Origin of the sequence: Novosphingobium naphthalenivorans NBRC 102051, from assembly GCF_001590985.1 — a bacterium.
GTDB classification, from domain to species: Bacteria; Pseudomonadota; Alphaproteobacteria; order Sphingomonadales; family Sphingomonadaceae; genus Novosphingobium; species Novosphingobium naphthalenivorans.
In genome coordinates, this window is sequence record NZ_BCTX01000011.1 from 13,803 (window position 1) to 26,186 (window position 12,384).

9 protein-coding genes are annotated in these 12,384 nt (G+C 64.0%); 6 read left to right on the forward strand and 3 right to left on the reverse strand.

The features are described 5' to 3' along the window. Positions 1–95: 95 nt before the first annotated feature. The 6 genes from NN5_RS05595 to NN5_RS05620 all read left to right on the forward strand — a co-directional run bounded on the left by NN5_RS05595 (position 96) and on the right by NN5_RS05620 (position 8,042). Entirely contained in the window at positions 96–2,159 is a 2,064-nt protein-coding gene (locus tag NN5_RS05595) for a flavin-containing monooxygenase (protein ID WP_084384759.1), read from the forward strand. 158 nt (positions 2,160–2,317) lie between these two features. Continuing rightward, a complete protein-coding gene (locus NN5_RS05600) occupies positions 2,318–3,502 on the forward strand; it encodes a helix-turn-helix transcriptional regulator (RefSeq protein ID WP_169800949.1) in 1,185 nt (394 codons plus the stop codon). Next, a complete protein-coding gene (locus NN5_RS05605; protein WP_067733043.1) occupies positions 3,486–4,481 on the forward strand; it encodes a helix-turn-helix transcriptional regulator in 996 nt (331 codons plus the stop codon). Before NN5_RS05600 ends, NN5_RS05605 begins: the two co-directional genes overlap by 17 nt. A gap of 128 nt (positions 4,482–4,609) precedes the next feature. Beyond that, a complete protein-coding gene (locus tag NN5_RS05610) occupies positions 4,610–6,724 on the forward strand; it encodes an acetate--CoA ligase family protein (protein WP_169800950.1) in 2,115 nt (704 codons plus the stop codon). After that, entirely contained in the window at positions 6,721–7,170 is a 450-nt protein-coding gene (locus NN5_RS05615) for a nuclear transport factor 2 family protein (protein WP_067733045.1), read from the forward strand. Before NN5_RS05610 ends, NN5_RS05615 begins: the two co-directional genes overlap by 4 nt. A gap of 5 nt (positions 7,171–7,175) precedes the next feature. Continuing rightward, positions 7,176–8,042 (forward strand): SDR family NAD(P)-dependent oxidoreductase, encoded by an 867-nt coding sequence (locus NN5_RS05620; protein WP_067733046.1) that lies wholly within the window; start codon positions 7,176–7,178, stop codon positions 8,040–8,042. A gap of 263 nt (positions 8,043–8,305) precedes the next feature. Here NN5_RS05620 and NN5_RS05625 read toward each other — a convergent pair whose 3' ends face one another. The 3 genes from NN5_RS05625 to NN5_RS05635 form a co-directional block, all read right to left on the reverse strand. Then, positions 8,306–8,968: a hypothetical protein gene (locus NN5_RS05625; RefSeq protein ID WP_067733047.1), complete on the reverse strand. Its 663-nt coding sequence runs from the start codon at positions 8,966–8,968 to the stop codon at positions 8,306–8,308. Beyond that, positions 8,965–9,924 (reverse strand): alpha/beta hydrolase, encoded by a 960-nt coding sequence (locus NN5_RS05630; protein ID WP_067733048.1) that lies wholly within the window; start codon positions 9,922–9,924, stop codon positions 8,965–8,967. The genes NN5_RS05625 and NN5_RS05630 overlap by 4 nt, the downstream gene beginning before the upstream one ends. Positions 9,925–10,038: 114 nt before the next feature. Continuing rightward, entirely contained in the window at positions 10,039–12,330 is a 2,292-nt protein-coding gene (locus NN5_RS05635) for a TonB-dependent receptor (RefSeq protein ID WP_067733049.1), read from the reverse strand. Positions 12,331–12,384 lie beyond the last annotated feature (54 nt).

The following is a 12,384-nucleotide window of genomic DNA, read 5'->3' on the forward strand; positions in this document are numbered from 1 at the left end:
CTCCCGGAAAGAAGGCGAATAGTCCGGCGGGACGATGAAATGCCCCCGCCGGACGCCCTAACGATGGGCAAAGATCATTTGTGGAGAGTCGAAAGATGACGGATGAGGCGGCCATCAGGTTTTCCGGAGAAGGGCAGAGCTATAGCTGGCCGAAGGAGGACCTGGGCGAGATTCTCGCAGGCGGAACTTGCGCGGATCGTCCCTTGCCGCTTCCCGACAGCGCGGAACTGCGCGCTGCGCTGGAGGAAGCCAATCTCATCACCTTGCTGATGGTCTATGTCCATCTGAGCCGGGATGAAGCGATGCTGGATCGCTTCGCACCGCATATCCGCCCCGTCTTTGCCAAGGAACCGACCGACATTCCCGAGGATCTGGCGCGGAAATTGCGGGACAAGCTTCATGCGGTCCTGACGACCGAAGGGGCGGCGGTGACGGACGATCTGCCGCTGCCGCTGATGAAGCGGATGATGGAAGTCGATGTCGCCGAGCAGGTGGAGGACGAATTCATCCCCTTGCTGTTCGACCAGATCGGCTTTCACCTGCCGCCGGCCCGATCCGCCCTGCCGGGGCGCAAGGCGCCGCCTGAAGGGTTCCGGGTGCTGGTGATCGGCGCGGGCATGGTCGGCCTGCTGGCCAGCCTGAAGCTGCGCGAGGCCGGATATGATCATGTCGTGATCGAGAAAAATCCGGAAGTCGGCGGCACCTGGTGGGAGAACCGCTATCCCGGCGTGGGCGTCGATACGCCCAGCCATTTCTATTCCTTCTCGTTCGAGATCAGCCCGGACTGGGACTACTACCATCCGCATGGCGCGGAAATGCAGGACTATCTGGTCGGTGTGGCCGACAAGTACGACCTGCGCCGCAATATCCGGTTCAGCACGATGGTGACGAAGCTCGTCTATGACGAAGCGGCGGCGATGTGGGACGTGACGGTCCGGGATGCCGAGGGCCGGGAAGAGGTTATCCGCGCCAATGCCGTCATCAATGCCCATGGTCCGGTCAATCGCTGGAAATGGCCCGACATTCCGGGGCTGAAGGATTTTGACGGGCCGGTGATGCACACAGCGGCATGGGATCCGTCTGTTGCCATCAAGGGCAAGAATGTCGCGGTGATCGGCACTGGTGCCAGCGCGGCCCAGCTCGTGCCGGCCATCGCGCCGGAGGCCGGGCAGCTCACCGTGTTCATGCGCTCCCGGCACTGGGTCATCAACAACCCGGAAATATTGAGCAAGGTCGAACCCGGCATGAAATGGGCGCTGGCGCATATCCCCCATTTCAAGGAATGGTTCCGCTTCCGCATCTATTGGAACGGGTCGGACGGTCTGTTCATCAATGTGCTGAAGGATCCGGAATGGACCGATGAACATTCGGTATCGCGCCATAATGCGGCACTGCGCCGGTACAGTCTGCGGCACATGGAGCAGAAGCTGGCCGACCGCCCGGATCTGCTGGAAAAGCTGACGCCGGACTATCCGATCTTCGCCAAGCGGGTGATCATGGACGGCGGCTGGTTCGATGCGCTGCGGCGCGATAATGTGGCGCTGGAGCAGCAGCCGATCGACCGCATCACGGCGCAGGGCATCCGCATGAAGGACGGCCGCGAGCATCCGGCGGACGTGATCGTGTGCGCGACGGGGTTCGACGTGGCGAAGATGACGGGCAATCTCGACATACGCGGTCTTGGCGGGCGTAGTCTGGCGGAGGAATGGGGTGAGGAGGACGCCCGCGCCTATCTGGGCGTGACGGCGCCGGGCTATCCCAACTATTTCATGATCGTGGGACCCAACAGTGCTCCCAATCACGCGGCCGGTCACAATCTGATCGGCGAGGCTCAGGTCAATTACATCATTGAATGTCTCGACCTGATGGTGCGGGAAGGCGCGTCCTCGATGGAAGTGAAGGAAGAGCCCTACGAGCTCTGGAACGAGCGGGTCGACAACCGGATGGAAGAGATGATCTGGACCCATCCGAAAGTCAGCAGCTACTACAAGAACAGCAAGGGCCGGGTCTTCCTGTCGTGGCCTTGGCGCCTGGTCGATTATTGGCAGCACATGCGCGGGCCGATGGTCGATCACTATCGGCTTGGAAAAGAGGGGCAGCTTGGAAAAGAGGGCGGCACGGAAACGGCAGCCACAAGCGCGGCCCAGATGGCCGAATGACCCTATGCAATCGGGATGCGGCATCAAATGCCGTTGCCGCATCCCCCGGGAACAAGTAGCAAAGGCATGGAAGGGACCGGAAAAGGGCAATCCGGACCGGATAAGGTGACCATGCGGGCCGTCAGAGCATCGCAGGCGCCGGAGGAGAGGCGATGGCGATGAACGCGGCTGACATGAAGTCACTCGGACTTGCCGTTGACCGGGTGTACCGGGATTTCTGCAAGGTACATCCTGACAACGGTTCCATTGAAATGGTCCGGTCGATGCTGGGGGCTACCACGGCCGGTATTCAGGCGATGCCGCTCAATGCGGCCTTTCGGTTCGATTATCTCGTGCGTTCGGGGTTCGATTTCCGCCCGCATGTGGACAACCGGATCAGGGCGCTGGGGCGCGAAATCGGTGCCGGGAGAGGGGATGCCATTCCCTTGGCGGCAGATCCGGCGATACGGATCGTGGATTTCGGCGATTGCCTGGCCGGTGACGGGGCGGTGGGGGAACTGCGGTCCTATTTCGCGCATATCGGCATCCGTCAGGCCATGATGTCCACTTGCCTTGCCGAACATAGCTGGCGCTACGTGCTGTTCGCTGCACGCTCGCCGGGACAAGCGCCTTTTGACGACCGGGACATCGCCGTGATGAATGCGATGATTCCACATTTCCGTTCCGCCCTGCGTGCGCGCACGCGTCTGATCGTTTCGGAAAGGCTGGCGGAGAGCTGCTCGTCCGGGCTCGACCGGCTGGGGATCGGGGTGGTCGTCATCAATGCGCGCGGGCAGATGGTCGAGGTCAGCCCCGTGGCCGAACGGATCCTGTCGGCAAAGGACGGTCTGGTGTCCTCGCCCCGCTTCGGGGCCAGCACCGGGAGTGACAATCGCCGGCTGCAGGCGCTGCTGCGCCGCGCCGCGTCGCCGGACTGGGAACAGGGCGGCGTCGCGATGGCGGTTGAACGTCCGTCCGGCCTTCCCGGTTATGAGCTGGTGGTCGACGCGCTGCCACAGCCGATCGGCTTGCCTGCCGACGGGTCGGTCGTGATCTATCTGCGTGATCGCATGGAAGGGCCGGCACAGGCGCTGGAAGCCGGTCTGTTGCAGGAACTGTTCGGGCTGACCGAGGCCGAGGCGCTGGTCGCGCGGGCCGCTGCCGATGGCCGCAGTTCGCATGAAATCGCCAGCGATCTGGGCATCCGCTACAACACCGTGCGGGCGCATTTCCGCTCGATCTTCGCCAAGAGCGGCTTCACCAACCGGGTCGATCTGGTCCACATGGTGCTGAACAGCCCGGCCTCGCTGGGGCATCGGGTGCCCGATCCGGCAGGGGAGCAGCATCATGCCAGAGTCGCCTGATTTCTCGCTCCGGCTGGAACCGCCCGTCGCGTTGATGGATGCCCTCTATGACGATCTGGTGCGTGTGCGCGTCGCATCGCGCGCATTCGTCATGGCGCGCGACTGGCTGGGCGCCAAGGCCGTGGACCTGGTGGACGCCACGGCGCTTGCGCCCGGCTGTGATCATCCGGCCCTGTCGGCCAGCGCTGCGACGGACGGCGAAAGCGCCGATCAGGCCCCTATGCTGGTCGGCCGCTGGCGCTGCATCGACGATCTCACCGAAACGCGGCGCGGCCAGTTCGCCTGTCTGGCGCGCCATGTCGGGCGGGCGCGGGCGTTCCGGTCGCGACTGGTCGAAAGCCGGCGCATGGGCGAAGTGTTCAACAGCGGGCTGGACCGGCTTTCGATCGGCGTGCTCAACATCTTTCCCGACGGGCGGCCGATCGCCGCGAACCGGATCGCCTGCGAACTGCTGAACGAAGGGGACGGGATCTCCCTGGCCGGCGGCCGGCTGTGTTTTGCCTCGCCGGGCGATCAGCGGGCGTTCCGCGATCTGTGCGAAATGGCGCTGGACGAAGTGGTCGAGCAGGGATGCCTGCGCGTGTCCCGGCCCTCGGGGAAGGCGGACCTTACCCTGCTCGTCCTGCGCCCGCCGCCCCGCCCCGGCGTGATGCGCAGCGGCTTGCGCCTGCTTCTGCGCGATCCGGAACAGCATACGGTGCGCTCGCGCAACGCGCTGCGCGATCTCTATGGGCTGACCGACAGCGAAGCGGCGATCACCATGCATCTGGCCAACGGGCTGTGCGCCGAGGAGGTCGAGGAGCAGTTCGCCATTCGCCATAATACGATGCGGGCGCATCTGCGGTCGATCTATGCCAAGCTGGGCGTCAGTTCCCATGCCGAACTGGTTCATGCGATCCTGACCGGCGCCAGCGCGCTGGCGCGGGAAAATCATGACGAACTGCCCCCGCTGGAGCCGCTGACCTCGCTCGTTCAATAGGGCGTCATTGGCATTTATTGCATGGGCTTAGTCTGCCGGGACGATGTGCGAAGGCGCATGATCCCCGAAAACGGATCACGCCATAAGACGAATTCCCCAGAGGACAGATGCCGACCAGCCTCACGATTATGAATCCTGTCAGCGACGGCCTGCGCAGCGATATGGACCGGCTGCTGTCGCCCCGCTCCATCGCGATGGTGGGGGCCTCCAATCAGGCGCGCCGGATCGGCGGGCTGATCTTCGCCAATCTGAAGCGGGCCTTTGACGGCGCGCTCTACCCGGTTCATCCGTCCGACGCGCAAGTCATGGGCGTGCGCGCCTATCCCTCCCTGTCCGACCTGCCCGAAACGGTGGACCTGGCCGTCATCGCCGTGCCGGGGCGGCTGGTGCCCGACATGGTGGAGGAAGCCGCCGTCGCCGGCATAGGCGGGGCCGTGGTCGTCACGTCCGGTTTCGCCGAAGTGGGTGGCGAGGGCGCAGTATGGCAGGAGCGGCTGACCGAAATATCCCGCCGCACCGGCATTCGCCTGATCGGGCCGAACTGCATCGGCTACATGAACGTCCATGACGGGGTGATGGCCAATTTCTCGCTCGACCCGACGGCGGACCTGCCGCGCGCGGGCGGCGTCGCGCTGGTGTCGCAGAGCGGCGGTTTCGGCTCCTATATCGCGATGATGGCGATCAAGGCCGGGCTCGGGCTGGGCTGGTTCGTCAGCACCGGCAACGAGGCCGACAGCAGTGTTGCCATGGTGATGCGCCATCTGGTGGAAAAGCCGGAAGTGAAAGTGCTGCTCGCCTGCGTCGAGACGCTGCGGCACCCGGAGATCTTTCTTGAGATGGCGCAGCGGGCGTTGGAACTCGACAAGCCGGTTGTCCTGCTGAAGGCCGGGCGGTCCGACGAGGCCGCGCGCGCGGCGATGAGCCATACCGGCTCCATTGCCGGATCGGCGGACGTGCTGGACGCCGTGTGCCGCCAATATGGCGTCCATGTCGCGGACTCGATGCAGGACATGCTCGACCTCGGCCTGATGTTCGAAACCGGCAAGCGAACGAAAGGCCGCCGCGTTGCCGTCGTCACGACATCGGGGGGCGCGGGCGTGTTGCTGACGGACGAGGCGGCGCGGGCCGGGCTGACGGTCCCGCAACTGCCCGCCGAGGAACAGGAAGAATTGCTCGCGCTGATGCCGCAGCCCTTTTTCGGGAGCGTTTCCAATCCCGTCGACACGACCGCGCAAGTGACGGCGATGCCGGGGGCGCTGGGCGATCTGCTGAACCGGCTGGGGGAAAGCGCTTCGGTGGACATGATCGCGACCGTCGCGTGGGAGCAGGCGGCCATCCACCTCGATGCCATTCTCGACCTCGATCGCGCGACCGACAAGCCGGTTTCGCTGCTGTGCACCGGGATCGTGCCGACGGTGTCGGAGGCTGGGCTGCCGCTCTATCTCGATCCCTCCCGGGCGATGCGGACGCTGGGCGCGCTGGCACGCCAGTCGCTCGACCGTCCGGCGATCGGTGAGGTGGAGCGGCCGGACACGGCGCGCATGGCACGCGTCCGCGCGTTGCTGGCCCGGACCGGGCCAGTGCTGATGGAGCACGAAGCCAAGGAGCTGCTGGCCGAATACGCCATTCCGGCCACCCGGGAAAAGCTGGTGGCCTCGCCGGAAGAGGCTGCCGAAGCGGCGCGGGAGATGGGCGGCAAGGTTGTCCTCAAATATATGAGCCCGCAATTGCCGCACAAATCCGATGCCGGCGGCGTGCGTCTGGGTGTGACGGCAGACCGGGCGCGAGCAGAGGCAGAGGCGATGATCGCCGATGTGCAGGCTCGCGTACCCGATGCCCTCCTGTCGGGCATCCTGGTGCAGGAAATGCTGCCCGCCCGCATCGAGCTGACCTGCGGGATCAAGCGCGATCCCGTATTCGGCCCGATGGTCGTGATCGGCCTTGGCGGGCTGATGGTGGAGATCATGGCGCAAGTGACGATGCTGCGCGCGCCGTTCGATGCCGATGCGGCGCGGCGGGCCATATCCGGCCTGTGCGCCGGGCGGATCGTTTCCGCCAGTCGCGGCCTCGATGAGGACGAGCTGGAGGATCTTGTGAAGATCGCCGTCGGGCTGGGCCGCATGGCGATCGAACTGCCGGAAATCGAGGAAGCGGACATCAACCCCGTTCGCATCGCCGAAGGGCGCGCCCGGGCCGCGGATGCGCTGATCGTCCTGTCCGGCGCGAAGGAGGAAAAGGCATGAGTGAAACGGCAACGCAGGTCCGTCCGGGCCTTGGTATCGAAGACAAGCTGGCGGCACAGGAAGTCGTTCACCGTTTCGCCCATCATTCCGATTATGGCGAATGGGACGAACTGGCGACCCTCTATACCCCCGACGCGCTGACCGAAATGGACGGCCAGTCGCTCTGCTTTCGCGGCGTGCAGGCGCAAGTGGAACATGCGAAGAAATCCGCCGATGTGTCGGGCGGCAAGAACCGCCATTATTTCTTCAACATGATCGTCGACGGCGAAGGCGATACTGCGCGGGTGCGCTATTGCTTCCTCAACGTCTTCGCCGGCACGGAACCGATGAAGGCGCAGATCATATGCAGCGGGCGCCAGGTCGATACGCTGGCCCGCACCGCGGAGGGATGGAAGATCGCGCATCGCCGCGTCAGCTTCGACCAGGACCTGAACATCCAGTGGTGAGCGGTATGGAACGGGATGCCGCGGAAGCCTTTGGCGGCGGCCTTGCCGTCATCACCGGCGCGGGCGCGGGGATCGGTGCTGGACTGGCGCGCCGCGCGGCGACGCTGGGCATGACGGTCGTGGCCGCCGATATTGCGCTGGACCGGGCTGCCGATGTCGCGGCGTTGATCGAGGCGCAGGGCGGTGTTGCCCATGCAATGAAGGTCGATGTCGCGCGGGCGGAGGAAATGGACAGTTTCGCCGCCGAAGTACACCGGCGTTTCGGCCCCGTCCGCCTGCTCATCAACAATGCGGGGATCGAGACCGTCGGCTTCGCCTGGGAGATTCCGGCCGATCGCTGGGATGCGACGCTCGACATCAACATTCACGGGGTCGTCCATGGTGTACGCGCCTTCCTGCCGCGCATGATCGCGAGCGGGGAGGAATGCTGGGTCGCCAATCTCTCCTCGGTTGGCGGCTTCGGGCAGATGCCGATCCAGACTTCCTACATCATGAGCAAACACGCAGTGCAGGCCTTCACCGAATGCCTGGCACTGGAGGTTGGTCTGTTGGATCGGGACACGCCGATCCATGTCTGTTCGGTCATTCCCGGCATGGTGCGCACGCGCATTTTCGAGGCGACCGAGGCGGACCGGGGCGATGTCGCCGTTGCCCATCGCACCGCGATGCGCGAGGCGATGGCGGCCAATGGCATGGATCTCGACAAGGCGTGCGAGCGGATCATGGACCAGATGGCGCAAGGCAAGTTCTGGGTATCGACCCAGCCCCGGATGACGCAGATGTTCGTCGAACGCCGCGCGGCTTTTCTCAACGCACAAGCCGAGCCGGCACTGGCCCCGGAACTGGAGCCCATGTTCGCCCATGCGCGCTGATATCAAAGCTTGTTGATGGGGGCTCGTGAAATATGCCGCAGGCCGCTGCCATTCGTCATTGCGAGCCGCCAAAGGCGGCGCGGCAATCCAGAGCGCGCGTGAACCGCCCTGGATTGCTTCGCCTGCGGCTCGCAATGACGAAGAGCGGTGGCGTGAATTCTGACTAACGAATCTTGGTATGAAAGAACGTTTTCTGTTCCATGCCGATAGAAAAAAGGGCCGGATCATCCCCGGCCCTTTTTGCAATGGATGGGAGAGCGGGATTACATCTCCGTCTTGGTCAGCATGTTGTCCGGATAGCCGGGGAACACATAGTCGAATTCCAGCACGAGGTCGTCGCCCAGCGGGCCCGAGCACAGCAGGTCCGTGCGGATGAAGGCCTGGACTCCATGGCGCCCGTAAGTGTGCCGGGTGGCATCGCGGAACAGCGGCGAGGCATCGAGCCGCGCGTCGATGTCCGGCGTGCCGGGCGGCGCGCGGTTGAGGATGATCTCGACATGACGGCCGAAATCGGAGTCGGCTTCCGCCGCCTCCCGCACGCGCGCGAAGGCCTCTTCTATCCGTTCCAGCGTGGGCACCAGAAAGCCGACGTGAAAGCCGGCTTCAGGATCCTGCATCTCGCTTTTGCGGACTTTGGCGACGGCGGGGTGTTCCTTGTCCGTGCCGATGCCCAGCGCCTCGTGGATGCTGTCGTAGAGCCAGCGATGGGCGCGGCGCAGCGGGGAGAGATAGAGGATGCCGTCGCCATTGTTGGTGGCAGTGGCATCGACGAGGAAATGATAAAAGGTCGTGCCGTCCGGCAGGGGAAGGGCTTCCCGGGTCGCGAAGCCGAGCAGGTGCAGCAGGCGCGCGGCCTTCTCGCCGTCTTCCTTGTCCCGGTAATGCAGGGCGACATGGCCGAGCGTGGCAGGAGTCGTGTCTGTCATCGGATCTCCTCGCTGGTGGCCGCCGCGAGGTGTTGGCCGAGAAACGCCGCCGCATCGTCAATCGCGTCGCGGGCGCCTTCGATCGCGCCCAGCCAGGAGACAAAGCCGTGCACCATGCCGGGGTAGCGCCTGATCTCGGTGGGGACGCTCGCCTGGGCCAGGGTCTGGCCATAGATCTCCGCATCGTCGCGCGAAGGGTCATATTCGGCCGTGCCGATAAAGGCAGGCGGCAGATTTTCGTGCGAGGCCGCCCGCTGGGGCGAGGCAAGCGGATCGTGCTGCTGCCTGGCTGGATCGGTCAGATATTGGCTCCAGTAGTAATCGGTGTCCGACCGGCGCAAAATCGGCCCTTCGGCATAAGCCAGCGCCGAAGGCGTGGCGACTGACGGATAGTTGCAGGAACCATAGTAGAGAATCTGGGCGGAGAGGGCGGGGCCGCCCGCATCCCGGGCACGCAGGGCTACCCCGGCGGCGAGAACTGCACCGGAGCTGTCTCCGGCGACGGCCAGACGGGCGGGGTCGGCCCCCAGTTCCGCGGCATGTTCTGCAGCCCAGAGCGTTGCCTGCCATGCATCGTCGGGCGCGGCCGGGAACGGGTGCTCGGGCGCCAGGCGATAATCGACCGATACCAGTATGGCTCCGGCCGCATGGGCGAGTGCCCGTGCGATCATGTCCTGCGTATCGAGATCGCCTGTGATCCAGCCGCCGCCATGGAAATAGACGATCAGCGGAAAGGGGCCGTCCCCTTCGGGTGTATATGTCCGCAGCGGCAGGGGCTCTCCCGCCGGGCCGGGGATGGTGCGATCCTCAACCCGCGCGAGCGGCACGTCATAGGGTTTCTTCCGAACGGAATAGCGCCGGACGATCTCGCGCAATTGCGGCGCGGAAATGGTCCCTGCGGGAGGGATGGCAGGCGGCTGGGAAGCCAGTTCCTGAAAGCGGGGATGGAGCGGCATGTGTTCTCTCTTGCCGGATGCGCCGCGGACGGGAGTGGTATGTCCGGCCGTGGCGGGGAGAAAGGCGGGAGGGGCGGCGCATCGGCAGGATGCCAGGCCGCCCCTGCCTGGGTGTCAGAAGCTGTAGCGCAGCCTGAAGCCGTAAGTGCGCGGCTCGTTGTAGAAGGCGGAGACCAGCCCCAGCGAGTAGTAATAGGGCGTCCGTTGCTGCACGACGAGCTTGTTGGTCAGGTTGGTGACATAGACATCAAGGTCCAGCGCAGTGCCGCCGATCTGCTTGAGCGAGGCATCGAAATTCCAGAGGCCATAGCCGCCCATGATATTGCCCGGCTGATCCGGGTCGTTGAACCGGAAATGGCTGGAATAGGAATAGCTGATACGGGCCGTCCCTTCCCCGGCGGTGCCGAAGTCATGCGTATAGCCGACGCTGCCATAGACCTTGTATTTGGGGGAATAGGGCAGGGTGATGCCAGAGCGGTCGATGCCGCCGGGCAGCTCGAACTTCTTGTAGTGCGCATCGAGATAGGAAAAGCTGCCGTCCAGCATCAGTCCGCCGGCGCGCACCGCCTGCTGCCATTCGATGCCGGAAATCTTCGCCGTGGCTGCATTGACGACCAGATTGGTCACGCTGGGCGGGGTTCCCGGTACGGAAACGGTCTGGGTGCGCTGGATATCGTCATAATTGGACGTGAAGGCCGCCAGCGTCGTGTTGAAGCTGATATCGCTGATCCGCCACGAGGCTTTCAGCCCCGCTTCGTAATCGGTGATCTGTTCCGGCCCGAAGGTGATGTAATCGGCAAAAATGCCGGACGGATCGGAATTGGTGTTGAAACCGCCACTCTTGTAGCCGCGCCGCGTCGTCACATAGACCAGCACGTCGGGCCGGATCTTGTAATCGAGGCCCAGCGTGTACGTGCCCTTGCTGAACTTGCCCGCGAAGTCATAGCCGCAATCGGGATAGACAGCGCCGGCCTTGTAGAGGCAGGTGTCGCTAGTGGTGCTGTAGATGTTGGACGAGGCTTCTTTCTTGTCCCAGGTATAGCGATAGCCGGCCGTGAACTTGAGGCCGTCCAGCGCCGATGTCAGCAGTCCGAGATCGGCCGTGAACTGGCCATAGAGGGCCTTGCTGGTGCCGCTTTCCGTGCCTTCCTGAATCCGGCGCACGCCGAACAGGACATAATCCTGCGCGCTGTACCCCTTTGGTTTGTAATCGAGGTAGAATGCGCCGACGACCCAGTTGAGCAGGCCCCCGAAACTTTCGCCGGAAAGCTGCAGTTCGTCAGTCAGATACTTCTCGTTGGACAGCCCGTTCGCGGAGGTATTGGCCGCGCCCTTGAAGTCATAATAGGTCAGCAGCGTCTCGAGCCCGGTGCCGTCAAGGTCGAAACCGTTTTTCGACCGGCTGGTGAAATAGCTGAAGACGTTCTTCAGGCGCAGGTGATCGGAAAAGGAAAGGGTCGTCGTGTTCACGACGCCGGTCGTCCGGGCGAGGAAGAAAGTGCTGTTGTTGTCCACTTCCCGCTTGCCCAGCGTTTTCTGGAGGGCGAGCCCGTCCTGCAACTGCTGCTGGAAATAGGGGAAGTCGGGGTTGACCTGTTCGATGAAGAAACCCGTACCGTTGTTGTGGGACTTGCTGTCCTGAACCATCAGGTAGTTTTCCAGCCAGTCGTTCGGCTTCATCATCAGCGAAACGCGAATGCCGTAATAGTTCAGGTCGTCGAGTTTCTGCCCGGTGCGGATATTGGTGGTATAGCCGTCGCGTTCGCGCCATGTCCCGGCAACGCGCAGCATCAGTTGATCGGGCACCAGCGCCAGGTTGAGCGCGCCGGAAATCTCGCGATTGTTGTAATTGCCATAGCCGGCTTCGATATAGCCGCCGATCTCGTTGGTCGGCTTGCGCGGGGTGAAAAGTACCGCGCCGCCGGTCGTGTTCCGCCCGAACAGGGTGCCTTGCGGTCCGTTGAGCACCTGCACGCTGGCGAGATCGAAATACATGCCGGCCGCGCCTGCCCCCAGATAGGGCACCGGGGCCTCGGCCAGATAAGTGACGACGGATTCGCCAGCCGCCAGCGTTGCCCCCTGGCCGCGCAGGGTGAAGCGGTTGCCTTCGCGCGAATTGCCGGTGTTGACGTTGAGGGACGGGATGAAGTTCGACAGCTCCTTGGGCGTGATGACCTGAGCGGACTTCAGCTGGTCTTCATCCAGTGCCGTGATGGAGACAGGCACGTCCGCCAGTTTTTCCTCGCGGCGCCGGGCCGTCACGATGATGTCGCCGATATTTTCCGAAGCCACGTCATTGCCGGATGATGCGGGCGGGGCTGCCGTGTCCTCCGCACGCGCGGGTGACGCCATCGCGGTGGCCAGCGCCATCATGCTGCCGGCACCAATAATGAGGCCCTTCCTCATATGCATCTCTTCATCCCCTCCGTTGCGGGCTTGTCGATTTTGCGCCCGTTCGTT